Origin of the sequence: Paenibacillus ihbetae (genome assembly GCF_002741055.1) — a bacterium.
Taxonomy (GTDB): Bacteria; Bacillota; Bacilli; order Paenibacillales; family Paenibacillaceae; genus Paenibacillus_AQ; species Paenibacillus_AQ ihbetae.
On the sequence record NZ_CP016809.1, the window covers coordinates 388,162 to 414,591 of the forward strand.

The window sequence follows — 26,430 nt, forward strand, 5'->3', positions numbered from 1 at the left end:
AATGCTTCCTCCCCATCCTTTGTTCATTTCTGAATTCGCTTGTCCATACATTCTATGTGGCTGTTCGAATAATCAGAATGGTCAGGACGCCCGGATGAGAAGCCGGATAAGGAGAAGAACAGAGCCTTGCTGGCCGAGCTGGCGATTGCTAATGCTGCCTATTTTTAAGCTTCAGGAAATTCGTGAGCTGCTCGTTCATATATTCCGGGCTGCGGGTGAAGCCGTCTTCTGACCATTGGATCAGCAATCCCATAATGGCATTGGCCTGATACGCGATGACCAGCGGGATGTCGATGGAGTCCGGATGATGTGCGGATGTGCTTTCCAGCATTAAGCCTTTGATCTTTTCAAACAACGAATAGTAATAAGACAATGAGGATTTCTTATCAAACACGATCTCATAGAACGGCTGGTATTTCTTCACATGGTGGAAGATGCGGATCGTCGAAGGATCAAGATGGTCGGGATCCAGCATGGTTACATGCCGATAAGGCTCATAATAGGATTCTTCCAAATCTTTAAGCAAATGATGGAGGTGCTCGTCAAATAGTGACCCGACGTCTTTATAGTGCAAATAGAAGGTACCCCGATTGACGCCCGCTTCACGGCAAAGCGCCGACACCGAGATCGATTCCAACGTGTTCGTCCGTAATAGACCCAATAATGCTTGATGCAGTGCTTTCTTGGTCTTGATGACCCTTAAATCATTTTCGTTCATCGCTTGTTCACCCTCTCGCCGCACACACCTATGCATGCATTCCTCGTATTGTTAATGAACGTTCACTCGATAATCTGTTCAATAACGGGGATAATGAGAAGAATTATAAACCGATTGCCGCAAAAAGTACACTATACGTCCCACGGATTGTTCCACTAAATGCTCCCACCTATATGAAGCCGTTTCTCGTTCCGTACACTTATATCCGTATGCTGATCAAAGGATGAGGACAAACATACCAATTAACGTCCGTAAACAACAACCAAGAAAAAAAGAGCGTCCCGCAGTAGAAGCATCTACAATTGGGGAAGCTCTCTTCGTATTTTGACCGATATAAGGTTAGGGTTATTCTCAATCGATTAGAAGCCGGCCGTCCAGCCTCCGTCTGCGGCGATCACGGCACCGTTGATAAAGCTGGATTCATCGGATGCCAGGAACAAAGCAACTTGAGCGATTTCTTCCGGTTGGCCGGTCCGCGGAATGACCCCTTGGGTCACTTTCGTGCGGGAAGCACCGAACTCGTCCACATTGTTCATCGTCGAGGCGATATTGGTGATCGTTGCACCCGGAGCAATGGCATTGCAGCGGATCCCCTTCTGGGCATACATGAATCCGGTGTTCTTCGTGATACCGATCACCGCGTGCTTCGAAGCCGTATAGGCTGCTCCGGCATGCGCCCCGCTGAATCCGCCCGTCGAAGCTGTGTTTACGATCACGCCTTTCCCCTTTTCAAGGAAAATAGGGATCGCTTTGCGTATGGCACGCATGACGCCTTTCGTATTGATATCGAAAATCAGGTCCCATTTCTCATCGTCCACTTCACCGATTGCCGCCATGTTATCCATGATCCCGGCATTATTCACAAGAATATCCAGGGTTCCGTACTGTTGAACGGCGGTATCGATCATCGCGTTGATATCTTCCAGCTCCGCTACATTCGTTCTTATGGCGATAGCTTCTCCACCCGAGGCCTTGATCCCGGCTGCAACCGCTTCCGCGCCTTCTTTATTTAAATCGGAAACAATCACCTTGGCTCCTTCTTGTGCATACAGCTCCGCAATGGCTTTGCCCATCCCCGACGCAGCACCTGTAACGACAGCCACTCTATCCTTCAACCGCATAACGATCCCTCCACATATTTATTGAACAGTTGTTCATTTAAATTATAGAGAAGCCGGTACGCCTTTGTCAAACAAACAGCTTGTGGCTTAAAGCAGCCCCTCTCATTCTGTAGGATTGAAGGTTGCAAGGAGGAAATTTCGAGTTTTAACGGAAGCGAAGCTGCCGGTCACCCGGCAGCTTCGCTAATTTAGGTTATGTAGATTTATCATTTGGCTTCGATGACCGCGAAGCCGTTGTCTTCGTCATCGCATGCTCCATCGTTTCATCTCGTCCTTGCTAAGCGGAAGCCCAGATCGTCAATTTTAAACGTAGGATGACTTCGACGGCGGCATGTCGCGCCGCAGCCCCTGGCCTCCTCGGCCCAGCTCCCTCCCCGAAATGATCGATAAGAGCCGTATACCAGGGGATCATATTGGTCCCAGCACCACTCCCACACATTGCCGATCATATCGAACAGCCCCCAAGCATTCGGCTCCTTAGTACCGACAGCATGCGCTCTCCCTCCGGAGTTGCCTTGATACCAAGCGATTTCATTGAGCTCGCCATATCTGTAGCCGATCGTTCCTGCAAGGCATGCATATTGCCATTCCGCTTCAGTAGGAAGACGGTAGCCGTTCGCTTCGCGATCAACATGAATCTGTTCACCACCATCGGCTATCGAGTAGCATTCCTTCAGGCCGGATGTCCGTGACCATGCATTACAGAAACGAATAGCATCATACCAAGATATATTAGTGACAGGGATCGTGGAGCCGCGAACCGCTTGGTCTGTCGTATGCACGACCGCAGCATAAAGCGCTACAGTAACCGGCACGGCTGCAAGGCAAAAAGAATCCAGCTCCACCGTCCATGTCTTTTTGATTCGGTCGTCCCTTAAGTTAACTTGCCCCGCAGGAATCGTTACCATAGGGTAAGATTCTTCGTGTGGGTGGAGCTGCGTCATCCTTGGATCCCCCTATTTTACTTAATGGAGCTCAGCTTCTCGATCGCCTGTTCTTCAGTCGGCATAAAGAAAACATCGCTGCCATTGTTGCTTTCATAAATGAAATCGCGAAGGCTTCGGCTAGAATAGACGGAGAAATCCCCGACAATGGCAAGCTTTGCTCGATAATTCATGAACTTTTGCAGGATGTCGCCGGCCAGGCGTGTGCTTAAATCGAAAAAACGCTCGCTGATCAATGATTTATGTATAACAATCCGATCGCTGCCCGTCTCATATTGTACGGTTGCCATCAGATCCAGTGCGGACTGAACATCATCAATTATTACATCAGTGCCGGTTACAACGGCAATGTCCCTGCTGCCGGCCTCGTGTTTCGTTATCTTCATCTTTTAGCCCTCCCCAAGGGATCGTATTTTTCAACGTCGTTGGACGTAGGTGTTAAATCGCATGCACTGCAAATTCCTACATCCCCTTGTGACTGGTAAATGCTCGCACGAAATCCTCCCCAATCGTCCGGTTATCTCCCCCATGAATCGGCGGTACGTCAGCAACTCTAAAGAAGCTTAAACCGATCACCATCGCGAGGAGTCCGTAGGCTGCGTTGTAGGAATCTGCTACGGACATCTCCCCTGTCTGATTGCCGTACGCAATAATCTTGGCAATTCCATGGAAATCCCTGCTGTAGCTCTCGGCTACGACTTCCTGAAATTTCGGGTCCAATGCGGCTTTCGAGAAAAATTGAACAAACAGTCTGGCTTGATCGATATGAGGAATATGCATCTTCTCAATCCCATCCAGCTGCGATACGTTAATGCTCGTCGCCTCTTCTTCACGGTAAGGGGGCAATAGATGCTTCATAGTCACGTCCATCATCTCCATGGCTGTCATGCCGCTGCTGATGTCCGATTCAATCTTGAGCCCGTAGAAAGCAAGGAACGTCTTGAAGGCTTCGATCGTCAAATGCTCCTTGTTCTGAAAATAATACGTCACAACCCCCTTGGAGCAGCCCGCTTGCTCGGCAACCTTATCCAGCGTCATGCCGTCTATACCATGCCTGCTGATGCAGGTTAACGTAGCGTTGATGAGATCCGCCCGGCGTTTCGGTTCCATTCCGATCTTTGGCATAACCTTATCTCTCCCGTTTATTTATACTGTACGGTCAGAATAAAAAGATTATAGCCAAATATTCCCTGCTCGTCAAGCTGGACTGCGTAAACTCCGAAACGCCAAGAAGTGGGGCCTCCTGAAAAAGACGGCATTGGCGGAATTTATCCGCTCGAATCCTGCTGGTATAACCATGGGCCGCTATTAGAACCCTTCATCTTGCATGTGCATGAATGGAACCCGCCTTCACCTTTTCAATCAACGGCATCCCGTTTCGAATGTTCACTTTCATCACAAAATCGGACGGTAGCTCCAGGGTGCACAGCGAGATATCCTCCTCCAAAAACTCAGGCTGCCCCGTATCGTAAAACTTCATGGCCGCCTCTGAGCTTCGAATCCGATCAATGGTCAACTCCGGCGTTACATAGCCTGACTGCCGGAGGATATCTGCGATATACTCCGCGCATGCCAGGTCATCATCCCCCGTTGGGTGGGAGGCAATGATGTTTATGCTCATCTCTTCATGGCCAAGCAACCGCTCCTTAATAAATTGTGCGGTTGTCCTGGCATTCGAGAAGCCTGTAACAAGAACATGCTCTGCATTCATGGCATTTAAAGCTGCAGTCACCCCGTTCGTTGTCTTCTGGATCAGAAATTCCCCTTGGAGATCGAACTGCTGCAAGCGAACAGGCGAATTATCCAATTGAAATCCCGGAATCAACAACCCCTTAATCTCGCCGGCCAATATGAAATCAGGGTGTAACTCTTTTAATTTCATAGCTTCATCGACTCCAGCTACAGGAATGATGCCTTGGACCCCGTTTAGAAATGCATAGTGAGCCACCGTAAATGCGCGAATTACGTCAATGACTACATTGATCTGCGCCGGCTCGGGCGGCCGGTTGTGTCCCTGCATTATTCGAATCTTCATGTTGGTTCCCCCTTACCCGAATACAGGCAGTTTAATAAACAGTATATTTTCGCCAGCATAAGAGGTGATTCGTCTATTCGCAAACCGCTGCTCATCGTATCCGTGACTCGAAAGTAGCGGCGGAATATATAATCCGATTGTGGTCATAATTAGGATGATATGTACGCCATCTGCACAACCTGTAATTGTGTCCTTTAAATCTCCACATCGAGGAGCTACATCATGGAAAAAACAAAAAGACGAAAACTGAATATCAGCTTCCAAAGCGATATCGACCTGGAGGACTCCCCGGAAACAAAAGACGAAGACTCCAAGTCCAAATCCAATTCAGCAGGAAGCTCCAAGGGACAGGTCTGGGAATTCATTGCGCTGGCGACCATTCCGATCGTGCTGGTATTCGGCAATTCGATGCTGGTTCCGGGGCTGCCCGAGATGCAAAGAGAGCTTGGCATCAGTAAATTCCAGAGCAGCTTGATCATCACCATTTTCTCGCTGGCGGCAGGCCTGTTTATTCCGCTGATCGGGTATCTGTCGGATCGGTTCGGCCGCAAGGTGATCATCATTCCCGCCTTGATCCTATACGGCGGAGCCGGAATCCTGGCCGGGTTCGGCGCGATATGGAATTCTTATGCGGTCATTATTTCCGCCAGAGCAATTCAAGGGTTCGCAGCTGCCGGGACCGCTCCGATTGCAATGGCGCTCGTCGGCGATTTATACGAGGGCGGAACCGAAAGTAAAGCACTGGGCCTCATCGAGGCATCCAACGGCTCAGGCAAAGTGCTTAGCCCCATAATAGGCTCTCTGCTGATGCTGATCGTTTGGTATGCTTCCTTTTTCGCTTTTCCCGTTTTCTGCGCTTTATCGCTGCTGGCCGTGATCTTCTTGATTAAAGAGCCGAAGCGTAACCAAAAGCAGGAGCTCAAGAAATATCTGGGGAATATCAAGGATATCTTCAAAGAGAAAGGCCGCTGGCTCATCACTGCGTTCTTTGCCGGCTCGTTGGGGCTGTTTATTTTGTTCGGTATCCTGTTTTACCTGTCCAACATCCTTGAGGAGAAGCCCTACAATATCGATGGCGTGATGAAGGGGTTAATTCTAGCCATTCCGCTGCTGGGCATGGTTATAACTTCCTATACGACCGGGAGCCTGATCAAGAAAAAAGGGCTGCTCATGCGCTGGTTAATGAACATCGGTTTAGTTGCCATGACGGTTTCCTTAGCGGCTACCCTGTTCTTTCTGAAGAACATCTATGTATTCATTGCATTGCTGACGGTTAGCAGCATTGGAACCGGACTGCTTCTCCCCTGCCTGAATACCATCATTACCGGCGCCGTCGAGAAGAGTGAACGGGGTATGATTACATCGCTGTATAACAGCTTGCGGTTTTTGGGTGTGGCAGCGGGCCCCCCTTTATTCGGGTGGATGATGGACAAATCCGATCATGTGGTGTTTATCACGGTATCTTCCCTTTCTTTGGTGACATTAGGTCTTGTGTTCTTCTTGATTAAGCCCCCACGCAAGATCGCCTGATCGGCATTCCAATATGGTTAAAGATGGGCACCTGTCTCTAGGGTTGCGCATATGATACCAGTGTCAGCTGGAATATCGACAAATCAAAAATGAATTGGGGAGATTTTAACATGAACAATTCCCTGCGTGCAGTTTGGCCCACGGAGTTAAGTGACCCGAGCGGGCAGCGCAGCAATCCCGCAATGGGAAAAAAAGACCGCGACGCCTATGGGGGCACAGGCCGCGGGATTACGATGGTCATTGATAAGGGCCTTGGCCGTCATGCGTTCACCGATCTGATCGAAACCTCTTCGGATTACATCGATTGCATCAAGTTCGGTTTCGGTACGGCTCCGCTGTATAAAATGGATATGCTGCTATATAAAATCAGTCTGGCCAAACAGCACGGGATCATGGTCATGCCGGGCGGAACCCTTCTCGAGACCGCCGTGCAGCAGGATGTTGTCCCTGCTTTCTTCAATTCCATATGCAGCCTCGGCTTCAATGCCGTCGAAGTATCCGACGGTACCATCGAGCTGTCCCGCAAACAACGGACGGCACTGATCCGGGAAGGCAAACAACGGGGATTTCGCGTTTTTACGGAGTATGGCAAGAAGCTGTCCGGTTCCCTTATAGATGCCGCCATGCTTGCCAAAACGATGGAAACGGATTTGTCCGCAGGCGCCGAGTTTATAACGATTGAAGCCCGCGAATCGGGAATGGGTGTCGGCATTTTCGATAAGCAAGGCGAATGTCGGGAAGAAGTGATTGACGATATCATTAAGTTCATTCCGGATTCAAGAAAGCTGATCTGGGAAGCGCCACTTAAACACCAGCAGGCCATGCTTTTGCGCAAGTTCGGTTCCAATGTACATTTAGGGAATATTCCGCCTTCCGAGGTTCTCGCGCTGGAAACGATGCGCCGCGGGCTTCGTCAGGATACGTTTGAACTTGGGGTAAGAGCGCAGGAAGCGGATCGGTTTTGTTATGTCATTTAACCTTTAGCCGAAATCTCGGCGATTACGAATAAGGGCAGCCCGGAATTGATTCCGGGCTGCCCATTTGGTATACGTTCGGCAGCATGATGGCACATCGAAGAGGAGCTCATGCGGCATAGCCTTTTACGAAATCTCGGCATCCCCTTCAACTGACAAGCATACACTACAATATCAGGATAGGCTTGTCACTTCAACTAATGAAGGAGATTTCAGTGTGAGCATTCCGTTCTTTCCCTACCGATGGAGACTGCTGTTTACTCGTCGAACCGCGATAAGGTTTCTCCTCATTACGGCCGGAGCCGTCATACAGGGCTTCGCCATGGCCGTATTCTTGTTTCCTCACGCCATTCCCTCCGGAGGAGGCGCGGGGATCGCGGTGCTGCTAAACCATGCCTTCGGCCTCCCGATGAGCTTCGGGCTGTGGTTTGCCAATACGATTTTTCTTGTTTTCACCGTCCAATATCTTGGCAGCATCAGCGCCTTCGGAACCGTGTATGTCATAACGGTCACTTCCGTATCCGTCAATTTCTTCGAGGTGTTTGTAGATCCGCCGTTCAAAAATGTGTGGATTGATCTGCTCTTCGGTTCAGTCATTCTCGGTACCGGCGTCGCCATGCTGATCAGGCAGCGGGTCTCGAACGGAGGAATCGGTTTTGTAGCCCTGGCGATCTATAAATACAAGGGGATCAACCCCGGAACATCGTTGTTCTGGATGAACGGCATCATCTTTGCCCTGACCGCCTATGTGATTGATTGGAAAATTATAATCCTTGCCGTGGGATGCCAATGGATGTCGACAAGGATCATTAACTGGATCCACCAGTTTCCCGCCCCGAAGACGACCTATGCACCCGCCTGGCGCAAAAAATAACGTATCGGAAACAAAGGCGCGTGGCTAAGCGGCCAAAGCGGGCAATGGGTTCACACATATTAGCAAGATAAGATTATCTGTCTCTAACGGCGTACAGGAAACGGCAATAGCCGATCTCCGCCGCATTTTTCATCAGCTCGACGTTCAGCCATGCCGCCAGTTCATGAAAGGGTCTCTCCGCAAACGGCCACCGCGTTCGTTCCGAAGACAGGAACTCTTCATCCGTGAGCGCCGATACTTCCCGGTTCCATTCGCTTCGCAATTGGTTGATCCTGTCTCGGGTCTCCTGTATGCCGCCGCTCGAAAGAATCTCTTCCCTAGCCAATGTTCCGCTGCCAAACGAATGGTCCAGTGCCATCGACCACCAGTAGGTAATATGCCAGGTCAGCCAAGCTACGCTCGGTGGACCGATATCATAATTTTCCGATTCCGGCCAATCCGCACGCCATATTCCGTTGTCTTGGTGCACATGAAGCCCTTTCGAGCCAGGTGGCCAATGAAACTCCTCGTCTTCAAGCCCGGTTAGATGCATATCGAGCAGCTGCCAAGCCATTTGGAACTGAAAATCGAGCGTGCTGCGAATCATGCCACTTGGATTTGCCGGATGGGTACCAGCCATACGATTCACCTTCTTTCAAATAACAAACAACATTACATAAAATCTATGCATTAACAAACATATTATTGTAATGTTTGTCTATATGTCAATAGATAATCCGAACGAAAGTCTAGCGCAGGCATAATGCATAGAAAATCTAATGAGCCTACCAAGAAGCATGTCAGGTTCGAAGGTCCGTCCTCAACGGATGGTTTTAGGTTTCGCACGCTTCGCGATCTCAACTGGCTAAAGCCGCAAATTAAAAAAAGCCGTATGATAACGGCTTTTACCTTGTGCCGATCCCCGATTCGGACAGCCGGGTCGCTTTTACCAAATAAGCTGCCAGTCCTGGAATCATTCTAGCAATGGCCGGATAGAAGCGATTGGTTCTGGCAAAAGCTAGGCTCTGAATTCTCCTCGCTCTTCTAAGGAGCTGGGTAAACGCGGCATTGGCTTCGAGCGAATATTGATGTTTCCATTCATTGAACTGAATGTCTCCGTCCAAATACTTGCCGGTCCAGTCAGCGCATAGTCGCGAGGAGCGCAGCGCAACGGACATTCCGTCCCCGCAAAGCGGAGGCAGCATCATCATGGCATCCCCAATGTGGGGATATTGCGACCATGGCTCGGGCAGGTCGGATAGACGAATCGGGGCAATCGAAACCTGAGTTCCCGGAACAGGCTCTCCTTCTGCCAACCGATAAGCCAGCCCTTTGTTCGTGCGCGAAGCGGATCGGAGAATTTCAGGCACCGATTTCCCGCTTCCCTGCACCGATTTCAAGGTCATCAGCGCAGCCACATTGACCCTCCCGTTCTCAATCGGAGAAATTCCGACATAACCTCCCTCGCAAAAATACAGCTCAACCCGAGGATGCAGCGTCACGCCTTGATAATGGGACTTTATTCCGACGAATACGGTGACATCCCCCTCAACATCAGGGGAAGGAACGCCGCGCGGCTTTTTGGTCCCGTGTGCACCGATAACAGCCTTCGCAGCATATCGAACGCGTTCGTTCCCTTGCTTCGCATCTACTTCGTACCGACGGTCAGCCAGCTGCCGAATGTTCGTCACCGTCGTTCCCGTGACAATATCCGCGCCCGCGCTCATGGCATGCTGCTGCAGGAGCCGATCCAGCTCATAACGGCTAATGCCGTATGCCTGCCCCGGTAACGGAGCTGTGATCTCGCCGCCGTGAGGCATAATAATTCGGGCGTGATCCATGATACTCGTTCCCAGCGCTAGCTTATCGGGCCGGATGCCTAAGTATTCAAGCATCTCCCTTGTTTCGGGCGACAAGAATTCGCCGCAAGTTTTATGGCGCGGGAAATGCTGACGGTCCAGCAGGAGGGTGCGGTGGCCCTTCCTGGCGAGCTGCAGCGCGCAGCTGGTGCCCGAAACTCCAGCTCCGATAACGATAACGTCCGTTTCTACCGCCATGGGTACACACCACCTTTCGTCATGCGCATAAACCGAAGGATTCGCTTCCTGCAATATTGGAGTCGCTTGGCACCTCATATCTTAGGGATAATAACCGAATAGCGGAACAACGGTCTCCATTCATAGGTCATCGTCTCATGATCCAATCGCCGTTTCAGCTCCTCCCAATCGCTGCCGTTGAAGCCCTTGGCGACTGACAACGGACCATCATGCCGGATGTACCGGTTGCGGGAAATGAGACGCGTTGCCAACCATACGGCTGTATAAGACACCCGATGGCGATGGATGTCATTGATCACGACCCCGTGAATGGAGGCCCGCAGCATGTGAGATACGATTTCGGCCAGCTGCTCGCCGTCAAAATGATGGACGAACTGAGAGCCTGTCACAATATCGGCGGAGGCTTCAGGGAGATCTCTCACGTCCGCCCGCTGTACTCGCACCCTTGGCTCCCGGCAAAATAATCGCCTAGCCTCCTCGCATGCTTCCTCCGTCAAATCGACCAGGGTTATCGTCAGCCGGATCCCCTTACGTTCAGACCATCGGATCAGCTTCCGGTTAATATCGCCCGAGCCTGCCCCTACATCCAGGATGCTGAGGCTGCCTGGACTTCCGATGCGCTTCCATAATTGATCCACCCCGGCCAGCGTCGGTCCCGGCGCAGCAAACAGTTTGTTCAGTCGTCTTAAGTGCTTGAGCGCCTCGCTTAAATCATTACCGCCGAGGGAAAAATCATCCATCAGTTCCTCTTCCTGTGCCCGCATGGACAATGGTCTAAAGAAGGACATGCTCTTGCTCGCTTGTGGATGAAGAATATGCCGGAACGTAGCTGAAGCGCATAAGCTCGGCCGTAAGTCCGGGGCCGAACGCCATGGCAACCCCTTCTGCAGCGGCCTCATGCCGGTTTTTCATGTCCAGGCGCATCGCGTTCAACACGAACATAATGGTGACGGAAGAGAGATTGCCGGCCTCTCTTAAAATCTCTCTGCTGTATCGTGTCTGTTCATCACTTAGACGCATCACTTCCTGCACCGCATCAACGATGCCTCTTCCGCCCGGGTGGATCGCCCACAAATCAGGCTGCTGGTCCCCATCGAGCAGGAGCCGAAGCTCTTCCTCAAGATGAGCGGCCAGCAGCTTAGGAATCCGGGGGGATAAATAAAGATCAAAGCCGATATCCCCAACCTCCCATGTCATGTCCTCCGTTGAATCCGGAAGAAGTACCGAATAACCGCAGCCCAGCTCCAGAACATGCTGATGCCAAGCCTCCGGGCAGCCGATGACGCAGGCGGACGCTCCGTCCCCGAAGAACGAAGCGGCAAACAATGCCTCCCTCTCTTTCACCGGCTGAAAATGAAGCGTACACAGCTCCACGCATACAACCAGCACATTGGCTCCCGGGTCACCCTTAACGACATCCCGCGCCATCTGAATCGCCTTCAGCCCCGCGGCGCACCCTTGAAATATCAATGGCAGCCGATTGACCCGTGGCGATAGACCCAAGCGCCGAATCAGCATGATATCCAGGCCCGGTTGAAATTGCCCCGTACAGCTGACTGTAACGATATGCGAGATATTTTCACGGGGGATGCCGGCATCGTTCAGTGCCTTCTCAGCCGCCTCCAATCCAAGCGGGAGCGCCTCTCGCTGGTAGGTGCGCATGCGCTCCTCCGTGGTCGGTACCGCCGATCCCTCGCGGAGCGGCAAATAACGGCAATCCTCAAGCCGCCCTAGGTAACTGGGTTCACAGGTATACCGTCTCTCTACGCCGCATGACTTGAAGACCCTTTTCGCAAATCGGGCCAAATCCGGTCGATCCTGTATAGATGCGGCAATCATATCCGCAATATCGGACTGTGAAACCGAGTGGACGGGCAGGGAAGTCCCCATCCCCAAGATCGCAATGGTCGATGATCTCACTTCGCCAACCTCCTGTACAAACTTGGAATGTACTCATGTATACCCTATTTCGGACATATTGAATTCCAAATTTCGATTGTGGATGAAGTTAGCATATCCCAAAGAGGTTAAATCGTATCCAGATCGAACCAATGTACCTAAAAAACAAAAAAAGCCCTGCCTATGATTTTGCTTGCTTCCACCGCAGTGAGTCGAACCTTCACTATAGATTGCTATTTATGCCTAGCCTATATCTCATTTTTGAACATTTGTGTATACGTTGTGTTGACATTATCATCATAAATTAGATACAATAGCCTCACTATCACTAGGAGGGCTTTGACGATGGATACCAATCTGCATATCCGAATCTCCAAAGAGCTGAAAGAGAGCTTCCAACAAATTGCGAAGGAGAATAACACGGACCCTTCCTCTCTGGTTCGTGACTGGATCGGAAGCTATGTTGCCGAGCATCGGGGCACGGATGAAGCGGTCGCTTCAGAGTTATACCTGGCAGGATACCGATTGCAGCAAGCGCTTGGCGGAAGAGCACATGTCAGCAAGGATTTCGCCAAACGGCTGCAGGAATATTCCTTGACGGACCAGAAAGAGTTCACGCAGCAAATATTGACGACTTACATGGATCTCGATCTGACCATCCCTTCGTGCGTAACCAAAATCTATAAAGGCTACGCCTACTCCCAAATGTTTTTGCTGGGTCTGATCGGCGACAAACCGAAGGAAATGGAATAAGGACATGTTGCTGCCCGCTGCAAGCACAAACAACCCGCCTTATCGATGGATAAGCCGGGTTGTTCTTAAGTCCTATGGATGTTATTTTCCAGATAAGTAAAGACCGAGCTCCGACAAAAGAGCACTCCCCACATAGGTTCCTGTAAATACAAAGACCGCAACGATAGCGACACGCCATGACGTTTTGCGCAAATCGGCCAACCGGTCGGCAACGGAGATGCCCGCAAAAGCCAGAATAGGCGTCGTGATGGAGAGGAAATTGACATTGGCAATAGCGTCAACGAATACGTCCGAGATCAGGCAGCAGATGAGCGACACGATGGATACCCAGCCGAGGACCGGAAACTCCTGCAAGAACTTTACCGGCACTTTTTTCATTAACGTTGAGATGACGACCCCGATAAAGGAAAACAGCCACAATACGGCCAAGCCTGTAATCGTTCCGAATGTAATATGGCCTTCTCCGCTCTTAATGAACTTCATCTGTTCCGTAAACAGGATAAGACTGACGCTGAGCAGGAGGACGAGGGCGTATTTCGCATACTTATTCATGCCGGTGCTCATCATTTATCACCTCTGACTAACAATTTGTACATGAACCGCTGCAGCGGCACGGCCAGGAATACCATCGTGTAGGTTCCCAGGAAGCTTGTAAGCAGCTGGCTCGCTGCGGCATAGCTGTTGATGGTTTGTTCCATATCAGGCGCGGTAGCGATCAGAGCTGACGACGAGCCAGTCATCATGCTGGCGGATCCGACACCGGAAGCCATGGCCAGCGCTTCAATCGAGAATCCGGTGGCATACATAATCGGTGCGATGATGCTGAAGAACAGCGTTCCGAACAATGTGCCGATAATGTAAAGGGATAGCACGCCCCGTCCCTCGTCGGAGTCGAGCGTATATTTTTCGGATATGTAGGCCAGCTCGCCTTCGCGCCCGAGACCCAGCGTCGAGCCGATCGCTTCTCTCCGGAGGCCGAGCAGGATGGCGATTGGAAGCCCGAGCAGAATCGTCCCCAGGTTGCCGATCTCCTGGATGATAAACACCCAGCCGACCTTCAATATCTCTTCGATTCTCGGAGCGACATCGGCTCCGTATCTTGCCATCAGCGGCAGCATGATAAAGATCAGGTACTTGCTGGAGAAGCCGACATTCGCCTCGCTGTAGATCTTCTTCATGAAGCCTTTCCGGAAGATGGACAAGCCAAGGATCATCGTAATCAGTATCGCGAACACCAGCGGCAGCAAGCTTATTTTTACAGAGCCGACCTTCACTGCTTGAATCCCGATAAACTCGGAAACCGCAATGACGATCAGCACGAATGCGAGTAAATAGAGGAATGATTGTTTCGACTTCATGACTTGACCTCATTTCCGTTTATCGACTTTACCTTCACAATGGACGCCAGCAGCTGCTCGTACTCGGCAAAGGATCTGCGGTACAGCTTCGAGCGATCGATTCGGCCGCTCATCCCTTCCAGCACCTGGGTCAGGAATCTTGGGAACACCTCATAAATATACTCGGGGTCGATATCTTTGAAATCATCCCCGTGAATCGTTCCCGTAAAGCCGCTGTAACCGATCTGTATGCATGGCATCATAAACGCCAGGTCTCCAATATCGCCTGCCGCGCTGATGGCATTGTTGTTCCAGATCGCCTCGATTTCATCATTGCGCTGGAATGCCTCCATTACAAATTCCGACAAATATCGATCCTGAACGAACGGCAGATATCCCATCTGCGTCTTGATGTCAACCTCGCCCTGCAGCGCCAGCGCGCTTCCCCTCGCCGCATCGTCCATCTTGTCTGCGGCTTCCTTCATATACTCCACGGAAAGGGTCCGCAAATCACTTCCGACCGTGATCCGGTTCGGAACGACATTCGTCGACATATCCGATTCAAGAACGATCGGGTTCATTCGGACCTTCTCGCTGTCTCTCATCTGCTGCCTGCTGAGTCCAAGCGCAACATTGAACAGCGTAGACATGCTGTAGGCATTTTTGGCGGAGAATGGATCGAACCCGGCATGCGTTGCTTTGCCCTTAAATGTATACTGCTTGTACAAGAAACCTGCCAGGTCGCAGTTGATTTCGATCGTCCGCTTATCGAACTCCCCGCCCATGGCGTGAACGCACAGTCCGATATCAATATCGTCGAAGACCCCAAGCTTCATCGCTTCGGGTTTTCCGCCGTAATACGAGATCGTTCCTTTCGTAAGGAGCTCGTCCCGGTAGGCAAGATCCAGATACTCTTCCGCAGGAACGAAAATGAACGTCAGCGTATAGTCAAGGTTTTCATAAGCCTTGGTCTCCACATAGTGCTTGTACAATGCCAGCGCAATTGCCACCTGAGTATAATGCCCGCAATTATGCGCAGCACCGGTTGCCGGATCGGAACGCCAGTGGGAAGGTGCATACACCGCATCCAACTCTGCAATAAATGCGATATTAAGCGGTTTCCCGGCCCCGAGCGAGGTCCGCAGCCCTGTCGTGCTGAACGGCTGAAGCTCGACTTCCGGATTTACTTTTTTCAAAAATTCTTCAACCAGCTTGCTTGTCTTGAATTCTTTGTACCCGAGCTCAGGATGCTCGAATATCGTCCGGGCGATTTGCGCAATTTCTTCGTACTGCTCCTTAAAACTCATAGCTGCCTCCTTCATGATGAAATAATCCTAATGTTATTTTAATTCCTTTGATTATGTCAACAATAATCACTTTATATTATTTTTCTATAAACTTTATAATGTATTGAAATAAGATACTCGCATGCCATTATCCGAAAAGCGACATTACAATTACCAAATGGCAGATATTGTAAGTCTGAGTAGTTATGAAACCTGACATACCTGAACGTTGAATCGTTAAGGTGTATAAGTCGTTGGTTGTTGAATCCCACCTTCGAGCATCGCCTAGCTTCTCTAGCTTCTTATGTTGCCCCCGAGTCTATTTTGTACTCTCCTCCGCCGCTCACTCCTCAAATCCTGCACTTATGGTTAGGTTGATCTGCGTTCTGCGTAAACCGTCTGCCTTAAGATTGGATTGGACACCCCATGACCTCTTACGGCTGCGTGTCATTTGGGCATTTGCTGCATACAATGCTATACGCAGCACTAAAGAACCGATTCAATAACCGCGGATGGAAAAAGGAGACGCCATGATCGCTTTTATCATTTCCAGGGGAAGTCAATCTGGCACCCTACAGACGAAAATATCCCTGAAAGCCGTGCTGCCCGATTGGGAAGTGATCACGATCCCCGAGACACGCACAGCCGATTCTTTGAACCGATCGCTTCAAAGCTATGACGAATCGTATTTTCTCACTTTATATGGCGGCGATATTCTCCGGCCCGAGCTTGGGGAACAGCTTCAAGGCTGGATGCAAGATCTGGAAAACGGGGATGGCGGAATCGTCATCCTACCTCGGCCATTATTCGCAACGCGATCTCCGGAAATGATCCAGGACTGCGCGGTTCTATGGCGTACCTCGGCGGTGATGACTGGCACGTGCCCGGGTTTTGCAGGACGAAATTTCTTGCCCTTCGATTCATTGGTTCTCTTTGACCAATATGTCCGGATTCGCCATGCTTATCGGTGGAAGATGGTGAGCACAGACGCTTATATGCCCGCTAGGACCTATCCTGAGCAGCCTATTAGAAATCCCGAGCTGGAAGCCAGCGAGCTTATGCCGATCATTCAACGCAGCCGGACGTTGATCGAAGGGCAACGGGAGGCTTTATGTTCCCCTGTCATATCGGTCGTGATCTGCACCTACAATAACGCCGATTATCTGCCTTGGGCTGTCCGTTCCGTTATGGCCCAGACCGGCCCTGTATGGGAGCTTCTGATCATCGATGACGGATCAACCGATGCAACCCCGGCGTATTTGGAGACGCTGCAGGGCGATCCGCGAATCCGCTGTTATAGACAGCACCAAAACGAAGGCAAAGCCGCCTGCCTGAATGCAGCCCTGAAAAGGGCCCGCGGCAAGTGGCTGCTGGAGCTTGACGCCGATGACTGGCTGTCGCACGAGAGCTTGATACGGCTGTCAGAAGCTGCCCTGAACTCGAAGGGGTCAGGGGTGATATACGCCGACCACTACGAATGGAATGAGCGCAGAAGCGGGGAGCTGGTCTTCCGGGGCGTTAAGAAACCGCCGGAAGCGCTCTCCCGTCAATGGCTTCTTGAAGAAGGACCTGCCCTGGCTCCCCGGATGTTCCGTGTCGGTCTGTTAATCAAACATAACGGATGGAGCACTTTGATGCCGCAGGAAGGAAGGTTATACGAGGATATTGAGCTGCTCGCCCGGCTTGCCACCGAAGAAACGATGCGCTACCTCCCCTTGCCGCTTTATCACCGGCGAATTCGAAGCGGCAGCATGACGCGAATGCATGAGCATCAATATAAACCGTGGAGCTTATCTATAATGGACCCGGATAAATAAGGCCTTGGCCGATGATACGTTTAGGCATACTTAAGGAAGAATCCGGATGAATGTAATATTATTTCCAAAAACTGCAACCTGCTCCACGGATGGAATATAGCTCGAGCTTACGATTTCAATTGTCACAACTCCGTCGACGGCCGATGCCAATCTCCCTTGAAGAAACTGTCCCGGCTGGACGACCTCGACGGTTCTCCCTATGAATTGTCTTATGGCTTCCAAAAAGTTCATGGGTATACATCTCTCCTGTCTTCATTGTTATACTAGGGACAACACGTTGCGAAGCGGGATTAATACAATGCTCCCATCGGCCTCTTGCAGCTGAACGAAATCCACCCCCACAAAGATAATCGTTCCAAATAACGTTCCGGCAGGCGTCTCCAGTGTGACGAGGGTCCCGACGCGAGCGCGCAAGAAGGATACGATGCCCCCGCCTCCACCTCCGCCTCCTCCTTGGCCGGGTGTCAGAGCATTAACCCGCTCCTGAAGAGCACTCACATTGACGGACAAGCGATCCACCTGCTGTCTTAGTATTGTCAGTTGATCCGCCAGCCTTGCCAACCTTACGACCACAAACCTTTTCAATCGTACCCAATGCTTTCGAATGCCGCTTGTTTTCTTTCTAGTAGGTGTCGTATTTTTCCTCCGGAAGGCTGGAATGCAATCGGAACGGTAAACAAATGTTCTGCGCAATTTCACGGCTCTACCTCCTTCATTTGGTCTTGAGTACAATATGTCGGCATCCTGCAAGTGGATACATGCTGTATTAAAGATGATCAAAAGGCCTACCGATTCGTCCACTAATGGAAACAAAATCGTGAAAGGATACCCCATCGATTGCAAAAAATGGTGATCTACCCAAGCGGAAATCCGGATGGATACATAATTTATGACCATAGACAATCGCTTAGGGAGGAGAATGGTGTTGAACAGACCACGGAAGAGGTCCCGAAAGCCGATAAAAAAACGAAATTCTCGATCAGTTAAGAAACTTGGAGAACGCAACAGATCCGCTCGACAACGCTTGCTGAACGTCCCCTATCCGCTTCCGGGCACCTCCAAACAGCTGAAGCCTCATCCGGCCCAGCCGCTGCCTTTAAGCCCCTTCTTACCTGCCCAAGACAAGGAACTGACCCGATCGGAAGCTGCGCATATTCGCTCGCATCCGCCAGCAGGAGAGCGCGGCCAATATGACGTGTTCCGGTTTCCGGTCATTGATTGGGACTTCCGGTGGCAACGGCCGCAGCAAATATCGGAGCAGTTCGCCCTCCACGGCCACAGGGTGTTTTATATAACCACCGACATCGCGGTGCTTCCAATGGAAGAACCCGCTTATGAAGATGTGGCACGGCATGTCGGAATCAAACGGATTGAGCCCAACATCTGGTTGATTACGCTCTGTGCCACCCGCAAGCTGAATCTGTACAGGGACTTGATGAATGAGACGGATATCCGGTATCTTAGGTGGTCCATTGATCATGTCCGGGATCGCTTCCAGGTAGAGCATCTTGTTTCGATTGTCGACCTGCCGTTCTGGACGCCGCTCGTAACCGCCATGGACGATCACAAGCTAGTGTATGACTGCATGGACGAACATCAAGGATTCTCTACTAATGACAAAGCCATACTGAGCCAGGAGGAGCAATTGGTTCGCAGCGCCGACTTGGTCGTAGCCTCCTCCCAAGCTTTGTATGACCGTTTGCAGACACTTCATCCTTCTACACTGCTTTTACGAAATGCGGCAGATGCATCCCATTTTCACAATCCCATGCCCGTTGCACCCGAGCTCATGTCGATTCGGGGACCGGTCATCGGGTACTATGGAGCCATTTCCGACTGGTTCGATATCCGGCTCATTGGCCAGCTGGCAGCAAGAAGGCCGGATTGGACATTCGTCCTGATCGGTCACACGTTCGGCTGCGACACATCTGTCGTCGAGAGGCTCCCGAACATCATGCTCCTAGGCGAGAAGCCATATGAACAGCTTCCATCCTACCTCCACCGTTTTGATGTTGCCTTGATTCCTTTTCTGGAAAACGAGCTTACCCGTGCAACCAATCCGGTGAAGCTTTATGAATATTTGGCAGCAGGGAAGCCTGTTGTTTCCACTTATCTGCCCGAGCTGGAAAGCGTGGCGAGCGGTTTAACGCTCGTCGCCCGGACGCCTGAAGACTTCGAGCATGCGATTGAACGATCCCTCCAGCAGGAGGACCCGAGCGTGGCCCAAGCAAGGATGCAGTTTGCTCGATCTCATACATGGCACATGAGATATAAGGAGCTCCATGAATACATCTTGGCAAAGCTATTCCCGAAGGTGAGCATTGTCATTTTGACCTATAACAACTGGGCTTACACGCGTCAATGTCTGACCAGCCTCCAGAAGCAGGGCCGCTATCCCAATATGGAGGTCATTGTAATCGATAACGGTTCCACCGACGAGACCAGGCGTTACTTGGCAGAACTCGATACCGGTTTATTTCGGGTCATGTATTCCGGGGCGAATCTCGGATTCGCCGCAGGAAACGCCTTGGGATGCCGCAAAGCCAGCGGCGAATATATCATTCTGTTGAACAATGATACGATCGTACCTGATGGAAGCTGGATCAGGCGATTAATCCGCCCTTTGGCGATGGAGCAGGATCTGGCGATGACCGGGCCTATGTCCAATCATGTCGGCAATGATCAGGCCGTGGACCATTTCGTAGGCAACCCGGTAGAAGGCGCCAATGCGGATTGGCTTCGCGATTTTTACGAGTTTTACCAAGGCAGAAGTCGGTATACCGATCTGCTTGGCTTCTTCTGTGTGGCCATAAAGCGCAGCGTATTCGAACAAATTGGCGACTTGGACCGTAATTATGGGGTCGGCATGTTTGAAGACGATGATTATTGCGAGCGGGTCAAGCGGGCCGGTTACAAACTGGCAATCATCGAGGACGCCTTTGTATATCATCATGGCAGCGCCACGATCAAAAAGCTGAAGCCGGGCGAGTATGATCAGCTGTGGCGAAACAACAAGTCCTATTATGAGCGGAAATGGAATAAAGTCTGGCAAATGCCTAAACCGCCGGAAAATCTATTTTCCGGAGCGGAATCTGCACCGGAGGTGGCCGCGAGACTTGCAAACAGTGCGAACCAGTGCGTACTGGTGCTCGGAGCGCGGGAGTGGAGCCGCCAAGATTCCCGATGGAAGCGGATCGTTAAGCAGCTTGCCGCCGACCGGAAACAGCTCATCGTGGTTCACTTGATGAAGTATCATCAGCATGATGTCATCGGCATACGGAAAGCCGGTCCGCAGGTTTATCTCACGAATCGGCTGGATTTGTTCAGCCGTGTCCGTTTCGATAGCGTAATCTATTGCGGCGAAACCGAACAACAGCACGATGTCCAAGCGCGGCGTGAGCTCATCGACGCCCCCTCCTACCATGCACACCAGCTGCTCGATTTGAATGCAACGTTAGAGAATGCCGAAGTGCTGAAGGGACTTCGGCCTGACCAGCTGGTTCAGGAGGCCTTACGGCCCAAGGAGCCGCAGCCCGGCTAACCCCACACATCCAGACCAGACCTCCAAGTACGATAAGCCTTCAGCATCACGGACCGGTTTGCAAGGGGTCCGGGATGCGAAGGCTTATTCGCATTCCGCTGATATGAACTTCCGTTTTTTAAGGTGCATCAGCCTGAAGATGCCGCCGGATAACCTCCGGATGAGTCCCCTTGAACGGCATCGTTGCGATGCTGTATTCGTCATGCTCGAAATTCCAGTCCGGGTCCCCCACGTTGGTCAGAAGGTTGACGTCTCCGCGCCGATTATCGTTAAACTTGATTTTTTTGCCGAGCGCGTAATGGTAGTGATAGATATTTACATCGACCCGACCGCGCGGCAGGCTCCATATGCTCTGGCCCCCGCTTGCTTCAAGCGTGCAGTGATGCCGCTCATCGCGGTACTTTATACCGATGTTCGCCCGCCACATCCGGGTAATATCGTTGGACCACCGCTCATCCCCCGGACTGTTCACCCGGAGTGTCCAGGGATTGCCCCAGAAGTTGACGAAAGGAAACTGAAAGATATCCGCATCGGTTCGCCGCATCAGCTCAGGCAGAATCTCGGGGAAACGGTCGTCGACGATTTCATCGATATCCAGATTCATGATCCAGTCACCGGTCGCCTGCTCGATCAGAAAGTTGCGCACCTTCGATTCATTCCAGTCCTCCGTATAGGGCAGACCGGTTTGATGCATAGGATACAAGCGAATGGGAAGATGGCGCTTGTATTCCTCAATCAGCGGAACCGAACGGTCACTGCTGCCGCCATCCACCATAATAATTTCATCTGCAAATGCTGCAGCGCTTTCCAAATAAAGCGGGATGAACGTTTCTTCATTCAGTACCGGGACGATCAATGACAATCGCATCCTGTCAGACTCCTTTCCTCTTTTCCTCAATCAGCCGCCTCATTTCTTCCGGCTTGCCAAGTACGGCCTTGTACCGATGATACAGCGCATAATTGGACTCATAATTCGGATTCCCCTCAGGGCCCACGAACGGGTGCCAGAAATGCAGCAGATTCCCGTCCAGACGAATATGCTTTCCGACGATCGTATCCAAGGAATAGGCAAAAGCTTCATCTTCCCCGCCCCATCCCACAAACCGCTCGTCATATCCCCCGACGGCCTCGAAGGCTTTCCGGGTTACGAGATTCAAGCCGCCGACAAAAAAACGGGCATCCTGCGGATGCGATTCAAGCTCGATCTTCGGAGGCCAGCATACCTCGGTACGCAGTATGCTCTGGGAATTATTCAGGGTCAGCCGAGTAATGCTGGTAAACGGAATGATCCATTCATGATCCTCCAGCCGTCGTACAGCCTCTCTGATCTTTTTCGGATCGTAGATCAAGTCCCCGTCCGCAATAATGAAACGGTTGCCCGTTGCCGATGCTGCCGCCTTGTTGATCGCTTTGGAACGGCTGAACCGTTCATGCTCCGGCAGGTCTCCGACACATACTTCGGCCTCTGGCAGAAGAAGCCTGTAAAATTCCTTCACATAGCGAAAAGCTTCGTCCCGGGGCCCTCCATCCGGTTGATACGGTATCAGCACAGAAACGTCTTCGAACATCGTGCTCTCCCCCCCCTTTCGCCTTTAGTTAGATGATCATCTCTGAAAAACGCCGAGCTCCCGGAGCTTGCCGGTTCCAAACGTGTCGGCGAGCTTCTCATACCTTGTGAAGCCGGTATGCTCCATGATCAGAATCTTCTCCTTCTTTGGATCATCTCCGGATTCCCAGAACAGCAGCTGACCGACGGATTGATCCAATCTTGCAAGAAACGCCCGGCATACCTCATCATTCTTCATGACATGATAGAAGACGGTCAGCATAATTCCGATATCATAGCTCCCAACGCTCGCATTTTCGAAGGACTCCTGGATCCATTGAAAATGCGTATGCTCCAAACCATTCAGCTCCTTCAGCATCCGGCAGTGATCGGCATCATGTTCAACACCTGTCACGACTGCCCCTTCGCGGGTAAAGCAGCGTGCATGATATCCGATATTGCAGCCGATATCGATAACGCGAGTTCCGCGCAGAGCAGACAATCCCAAATAACGCATCATATAATCGAGTCTGGTCGGGTATACATTGTCTCTCTCACTGCTCCAAGAATAAAACGCCGGATGCAGGATCGGCGTATAGATAAGCTGTCGCTGCTGGTCTTGGATCGTTGCGCGTACCGCTTCCGCTTGTTCAGCATTGATCCACTGTGTATAGTCTGAAGCGCTCATTTCCAAATACACGCGGCGAAAGCCGAAGACATACAGGAAGGCGGCCCGGTGATGACCGTCCTTGATATTAAAATATCCTGCAGGATTAAATCGGGCTTGAATGGGATGATCCATGAAAAAGCTGCTGTTGCTCAGGATTTCATTCCTCATATTGATGAATTCCATCTGCTTTTGACGAAGCACACTCTCCCTGTCGGGAGCTTTCAGACCCCTAGTCGTGTAGATCTTATCGTGCCATTCCAGATAGGCTTCCGCAGAATTTTGGTGCCCCATGAAATACGAATAGAGGTCCCGGTGAGGCGTAAAGCGCATAATGGATATATCGCTATGCAGCAGATGATGCTCGAACCAGGCTTCCGTGTAATGATCAATCCTATGCTCCGTACGTGATGATTTCACATCGATATCCGTAAATACTAGCTCGATCGGCACGGAGCATATCACCTTATGCGGGTTCATGCTGGTTTGATCAGCCATTCCAAGTTGCTCCTCTCACCCAATTGTCTTGGTTTAGGCTCAGTGAAGCAGACTTCCTTGCAGCAGCATCGTTGCAAAGTCGCGGTTAATATAGTCCTTGAACATCTTTTTTTCCACGACCGGATATTTTTGAAAGTCTGCTTCACTCCAGTCACTCCGGTGCGTTTCATACTCATTGCCATACTCGCTCCCTTGCGGCCAATCCGGTCCAATCGGAATGTTAAGCAGGACATAGCGGCTTATCTCCAAACAAGATCGCAGAAGCTCATCGCCCCGCTGTTTCGTGAAATGCTCAAGCACATCGCCTAGAATAATCAAGTCGTACATTCTCTGTTCCTTCTGTGTCACCAAGAAGTCGTAAGCTTCGGCGCGGTATATCCGGTTATAGAAAAATTCGTGATAATCGTCGATGCTTCGTTCGAACACCTCAATCCCTTCGATGGTTGTCGTCCACTGCTCCCGGAACACCCTTCCCTGCCATACATCGAGGAACTCGCGGCAAATCATGCCCCAGCGCCCAAAGCCCACGCCGACATCAAGCACGGTAGACGGTGCAACCCTGCGGATCAGCTCCACGCAGTACGAAATATTCTGCCAATTCGAAGTTCCCATCACTTCACCTCCGATCGGTTAAACATCTGGGATATCCAACGGCGTGCACCCGATTCGATGCTCCAGTTCGCTTCCACGTTCTTTCGGCACTTTTGGCCAAACAAGTCCAGCTCTTCCCTACGATGCATCCAGCCCTCTATAGCTTGAATGAAATCAAGCGGATGATCGGTTTTCAGAATGAGAGGAAATAATTCAGGGGCAGCGGCTTCCCTGATGTACCCGACGTCCGTGGACAGGACCGGCTTGCCGCAGGCAAAGGCCTCCAGCGCCGTCGCTCCGCCGCCTTCACTTGATGAGGTGATCAGAAGAAGATCAATGGATTGGTAAAAGCGCGGCATGTCTTCATAGGCATACGCTCCGCTTGTTTCCACAAACCGTATTCCCGGATGACGGTCAAAATGCTGCTTGATCGGTTCATAAAGCGAATGATAATTTTTCGACTTCTTCCCCTTGTCGCCCGCCCACCCGATCACAAACGGTTGATCTGGACCTCGCCCGGATTGCGCCGGGGTAAAATGCTCCGTGTCGACGAAATGTCCGATAAAATCGATGCTTCCTTGAGGAGTCAACTCCTGGAGAACAGCTGTCAGCCTGCGGTTCATCGCACCGATGACGGGGATGCGGGAAAGCACCAATCGAAGGAATTCAGAGTCTGGATCGATCGGATCCGTCCATTCCCGAAAGGTTTCATAGTTTCGCGTGAAATAATAATAAGATACGGCAGCGGAAGAATCGATTCGGATATGCTTAAAGATCGCCCATGCGGCAATTCCTAAGCACATCGAGCTGATGACAGAATAACGCTGGTTGATTGCTTGGGCTCCCGCGGATTCAACGAGCCTTTCTGCTTCGGCTACCGACATGAGCTCCAGATCCGGATGATAGCGCTGCAGAACCCGGGCTGTTTTCCCCAGAATCCACCAGTCTACATCGTACAGCAGAAGATCTTTTGGCAGTCTGACTCCTCCTTTATCCTTTAGGTTCGACATGCCTCCTTTTTGGATTATATTCGAGGGTGTATCCCCTAGTTACGTGATGGACAAAATTGATGAATCGGTCTATTTCAGAGGCCACATCAATGAACGTCTTATTGAAGGCATCAAAAAAAGACCCTGACGGATCAAGGTCTTGTTACTGCCCTTTGCGCTTGAAATGCTTGTTATCGAGCACGATCACCGAATCCTTAGCTGCCCTGGCCGCCGCCGTCTCTTTGGTGTGAAGCACGAGCTCGTGGATCGTTCTGCAGCATCGCTGTGCCCCCTTAACCAGAAACGGAACGCCAAGCGCATCCATCTTCAGTCCCCGGGATAGAAAGCCTCCAAAACTCAATACCATCGGTACGGTAGGCGACGTATTAGAGAAAACGATCGGCTCTTCATTTTTGAATTTTTCCTGAAGCATGGCGGCCATTTGAATCATCGCAGGGAGGACGGCTTTGGAATTTCCTTTGCCAACCGTGTATACTGGATTTCCGTCCTCATCCAGTCCGCGAAATATGAGCTTGCCCATATCTGAAGCCGTGAGCTGGTTGAAATAATCAACGGCCATTATTTCTTCCTTTGAAAGCTTACGGTGCGTCGGCAGCTTATTCAAATGGTAAGCGGCCGCCAGCGACGTCGTGTGGGTCCCGCCGTAATCGTGGTATATGAAGATCATCCCGCCGCCCCTCCTGCCTAATCTATTAAATATATTATTGCCAAGCAGGTAGCTCTCATTCGCCCGTATCGGCGTTCCATATCCTGCGGCTCGTGGACGGGGACATCAAGGAATCCTTCATGATTTCATTTACTAATGATCGTTCGGATCCGTTCTCTCTCTTCATCCTTATTCAGATATTCAAATAAGCCGATTCGATTCCCCCATGGATCGGTAAACGTTCCCCATTTAACAGGAACTTCATCCCGGGTGTGGATGGTGAAGCTCTCCGTCTTTAAATGCTGGGCAAGACGATCGCGCTCCCGTTCGATATGTTGTACACCTAAACGGATCGGACCGCTCCCCGGAGCCGGTTCACCTTCCGCTATTTGAAGCCAGCATCCGGGAATCAGCTCCCATTCTGCAAATCCCTCATGAGGAATAAAATCGGGCTCCCGGTTCATCAACATTCGGTACCATTCCAGCCCCTCCGGATAATTCGCAACGCGAACCTGTATCGTTATTTCAAAAATCACACGGTTACCTCGCTTTCCATATCCATCATCTAAGCACCATATTAATTCAATCGCTCCCTCGAAAATTCTTC

The 26,430-nt window shown here is 51.1% G+C and carries 28 protein-coding genes; 6 read left to right on the top strand and 22 right to left on the bottom strand.

Annotated elements, in window-relative coordinates; genetic code table 11:
• Positions 1-148 precede the first annotated feature (148 nt).
• The 6 genes from BBD41_RS01675 to BBD41_RS01700 form a co-directional block, all read right to left on the bottom strand.
• Positions 149-718: a TetR/AcrR family transcriptional regulator gene (locus BBD41_RS01675; RefSeq protein ID WP_077565839.1), complete on the bottom strand. Its 570-nt coding sequence runs from the start codon at positions 716-718 to the stop codon at positions 149-151.
• A 359-nt stretch (positions 719-1,077) separates the two neighbouring features.
• A complete protein-coding gene (locus tag BBD41_RS01680; protein WP_077565838.1) occupies positions 1,078-1,839 on the bottom strand; it encodes an SDR family oxidoreductase in 762 nt (253 codons plus the stop codon).
• A 263-nt stretch (positions 1,840-2,102) separates the two neighbouring features.
• Positions 2,103-2,783, bottom strand: coding sequence for a formylglycine-generating enzyme family protein (locus tag BBD41_RS01685; protein ID WP_099476505.1), 681 nt, complete (start codon positions 2,781-2,783; stop codon positions 2,103-2,105).
• A 17-nt stretch (positions 2,784-2,800) separates the two neighbouring features.
• Positions 2,801-3,169, bottom strand: coding sequence for a DUF4180 domain-containing protein (locus BBD41_RS01690; protein WP_077565835.1), 369 nt, complete (start codon positions 3,167-3,169; stop codon positions 2,801-2,803).
• A 76-nt stretch (positions 3,170-3,245) separates the two neighbouring features.
• Entirely contained in the window at positions 3,246-3,908 is a 663-nt protein-coding gene (locus BBD41_RS01695; protein ID WP_099476506.1) for a TetR/AcrR family transcriptional regulator, read from the bottom strand.
• A 193-nt stretch (positions 3,909-4,101) separates the two neighbouring features.
• Positions 4,102-4,818 carry a 2-phosphosulfolactate phosphatase gene (locus BBD41_RS01700; RefSeq protein ID WP_099476507.1) on the bottom strand — a complete coding sequence of 239 codons (717 nt, stop codon included), beginning with the start codon at positions 4,816-4,818 and terminating at the stop codon, positions 4,102-4,104.
• A gap of 222 nt (positions 4,819-5,040) precedes the next feature.
• Between BBD41_RS01700 and BBD41_RS01705 the strand changes: the two genes are divergently transcribed.
• The 3 genes from BBD41_RS01705 (at position 5,041) to BBD41_RS01715 (ending at position 8,196) form a co-directional block, all read left to right on the top strand.
• Positions 5,041-6,348: an MFS transporter gene (locus BBD41_RS01705; RefSeq protein ID WP_077565832.1), complete on the top strand. Its 1,308-nt coding sequence runs from the start codon at positions 5,041-5,043 to the stop codon at positions 6,346-6,348.
• Positions 6,349-6,458: 110 nt separating this feature from the next.
• Entirely contained in the window at positions 6,459-7,325 is an 867-nt protein-coding gene (gene comA, locus BBD41_RS01710; RefSeq protein ID WP_077565830.1) for a phosphosulfolactate synthase, read from the top strand.
• Between the two features lie 214 nt (positions 7,326-7,539).
• Positions 7,540-8,196: a YitT family protein gene (locus BBD41_RS01715; RefSeq protein WP_099476508.1), complete on the top strand. Its 657-nt coding sequence runs from the start codon at positions 7,540-7,542 to the stop codon at positions 8,194-8,196.
• Positions 8,197-8,269: 73 nt separating this feature from the next.
• On the opposite strand, the gene BBD41_RS01720 is transcribed toward BBD41_RS01715, so the two are convergent.
• The 4 genes from BBD41_RS01720 to BBD41_RS01735 all read right to left on the bottom strand — a co-directional run bounded on the left by BBD41_RS01720 (position 8,270) and on the right by BBD41_RS01735 (position 12,152).
• Positions 8,270-8,815 (bottom strand): DinB family protein, encoded by a 546-nt coding sequence (locus BBD41_RS01720; RefSeq protein WP_099476509.1) that lies wholly within the window; start codon positions 8,813-8,815, stop codon positions 8,270-8,272.
• Positions 8,816-9,080: 265 nt separating this feature from the next.
• Complete coding sequence (locus BBD41_RS01725) at positions 9,081-10,232, bottom strand: NAD(P)/FAD-dependent oxidoreductase (protein WP_099476510.1); 1,152 nt, start codon at positions 10,230-10,232, stop codon at positions 9,081-9,083.
• Positions 10,233-10,306: 74 nt separating this feature from the next.
• Positions 10,307-11,020 carry a methyltransferase domain-containing protein gene (locus BBD41_RS01730; protein ID WP_077565824.1) on the bottom strand — a complete coding sequence of 238 codons (714 nt, stop codon included), beginning with the start codon at positions 11,018-11,020 and terminating at the stop codon, positions 10,307-10,309.
• Complete coding sequence (locus BBD41_RS01735; protein WP_269467200.1) at positions 11,007-12,152, bottom strand: type III polyketide synthase; 1,146 nt, start codon at positions 12,150-12,152, stop codon at positions 11,007-11,009. The genes BBD41_RS01730 and BBD41_RS01735 overlap by 14 nt, the downstream gene beginning before the upstream one ends.
• A 324-nt stretch (positions 12,153-12,476) precedes the next feature.
• Between BBD41_RS01735 and BBD41_RS01740 the strand changes: the two genes are divergently transcribed.
• The gene (locus BBD41_RS01740; protein WP_077565822.1) at positions 12,477-12,884 is read left to right on the top strand and encodes a hypothetical protein; all 408 of its coding nucleotides are present in this window, start codon (positions 12,477-12,479) and stop codon (positions 12,882-12,884) included.
• Between the two features lie 81 nt (positions 12,885-12,965).
• Here the strand turns inward: BBD41_RS01740 and BBD41_RS01745 are convergent, their stop codons facing one another.
• From BBD41_RS01745 to BBD41_RS01755, 3 genes are read right to left on the bottom strand one after another with little or no spacing between them, the layout of a single operon-like run.
• A complete protein-coding gene (locus tag BBD41_RS01745; protein WP_077565820.1) occupies positions 12,966-13,448 on the bottom strand; it encodes a hypothetical protein in 483 nt (160 codons plus the stop codon).
• Complete coding sequence (locus BBD41_RS01750; RefSeq protein WP_077565819.1) at positions 13,448-14,242, bottom strand: DUF3100 domain-containing protein; 795 nt, start codon at positions 14,240-14,242, stop codon at positions 13,448-13,450. Before BBD41_RS01750 ends, BBD41_RS01745 begins: the two co-directional genes overlap by 1 nt.
• Complete coding sequence (locus tag BBD41_RS01755) at positions 14,239-15,528, bottom strand: M20/M25/M40 family metallo-hydrolase (RefSeq protein WP_099476511.1); 1,290 nt, start codon at positions 15,526-15,528, stop codon at positions 14,239-14,241. Before BBD41_RS01755 ends, BBD41_RS01750 begins: the two co-directional genes overlap by 4 nt.
• A gap of 509 nt (positions 15,529-16,037) precedes the next feature.
• Between BBD41_RS01755 and BBD41_RS01760 the strand changes: the two genes are divergently transcribed.
• A complete protein-coding gene (locus BBD41_RS01760; protein WP_157929257.1) occupies positions 16,038-17,324 on the top strand; it encodes a glycosyltransferase family 2 protein in 1,287 nt (428 codons plus the stop codon).
• A gap of 30 nt (positions 17,325-17,354) precedes the next feature.
• Here the strand turns inward: BBD41_RS01760 and BBD41_RS01765 are convergent, their stop codons facing one another.
• Positions 17,355-17,555, bottom strand: coding sequence for a hypothetical protein (locus tag BBD41_RS01765; RefSeq protein WP_077565814.1), 201 nt, complete (start codon positions 17,553-17,555; stop codon positions 17,355-17,357).
• Positions 17,556-17,582: 27 nt separating this feature from the next.
• Positions 17,583-18,023, bottom strand: a complete 441-nt coding sequence (locus BBD41_RS01770) for a hypothetical protein (RefSeq protein ID WP_077565813.1) — start codon at positions 18,021-18,023, stop codon at positions 17,583-17,585.
• Between the two features lie 220 nt (positions 18,024-18,243).
• Between BBD41_RS01770 and BBD41_RS01775 the strand changes: the two genes are divergently transcribed.
• Complete coding sequence (locus BBD41_RS01775; RefSeq protein ID WP_237086994.1) at positions 18,244-20,865, top strand: glycosyltransferase; 2,622 nt, start codon at positions 18,244-18,246, stop codon at positions 20,863-20,865.
• A gap of 118 nt (positions 20,866-20,983) precedes the next feature.
• Here the strand turns inward: BBD41_RS01775 and BBD41_RS01780 are convergent, their stop codons facing one another.
• The 7 genes from BBD41_RS01780 to BBD41_RS01810 form a co-directional block, all read right to left on the bottom strand.
• Positions 20,984-21,733: a glycosyltransferase gene (locus tag BBD41_RS01780; RefSeq protein ID WP_099476513.1), complete on the bottom strand. Its 750-nt coding sequence runs from the start codon at positions 21,731-21,733 to the stop codon at positions 20,984-20,986.
• A gap of 4 nt (positions 21,734-21,737) precedes the next feature.
• Positions 21,738-22,433 (bottom strand): galactosyltransferase-related protein, encoded by a 696-nt coding sequence (locus tag BBD41_RS01785; protein WP_077565809.1) that lies wholly within the window; start codon positions 22,431-22,433, stop codon positions 21,738-21,740.
• 36 nt (positions 22,434-22,469) lie between these two features.
• Positions 22,470-23,576, bottom strand: a complete 1,107-nt coding sequence (locus BBD41_RS01790; protein WP_077565807.1) for a class I SAM-dependent methyltransferase — start codon at positions 23,574-23,576, stop codon at positions 22,470-22,472.
• Between the two features lie 39 nt (positions 23,577-23,615).
• Entirely contained in the window at positions 23,616-24,188 is a 573-nt protein-coding gene (locus BBD41_RS01795; RefSeq protein WP_077565806.1) for a class I SAM-dependent methyltransferase, read from the bottom strand.
• Positions 24,188-25,177, bottom strand: coding sequence for a glycosyltransferase family 4 protein (locus tag BBD41_RS01800; protein ID WP_099476514.1), 990 nt, complete (start codon positions 25,175-25,177; stop codon positions 24,188-24,190). Before BBD41_RS01800 ends, BBD41_RS01795 begins: the two co-directional genes overlap by 1 nt.
• A 142-nt stretch (positions 25,178-25,319) precedes the next feature.
• Entirely contained in the window at positions 25,320-25,844 is a 525-nt protein-coding gene (locus BBD41_RS01805) for a DUF3189 family protein (RefSeq protein ID WP_099476515.1), read from the bottom strand.
• Between the two features lie 125 nt (positions 25,845-25,969).
• Entirely contained in the window at positions 25,970-26,359 is a 390-nt protein-coding gene (locus tag BBD41_RS01810) for a VOC family protein (protein WP_099476516.1), read from the bottom strand.
• Between the last annotated feature and the right edge of the window lie 71 nt (positions 26,360-26,430).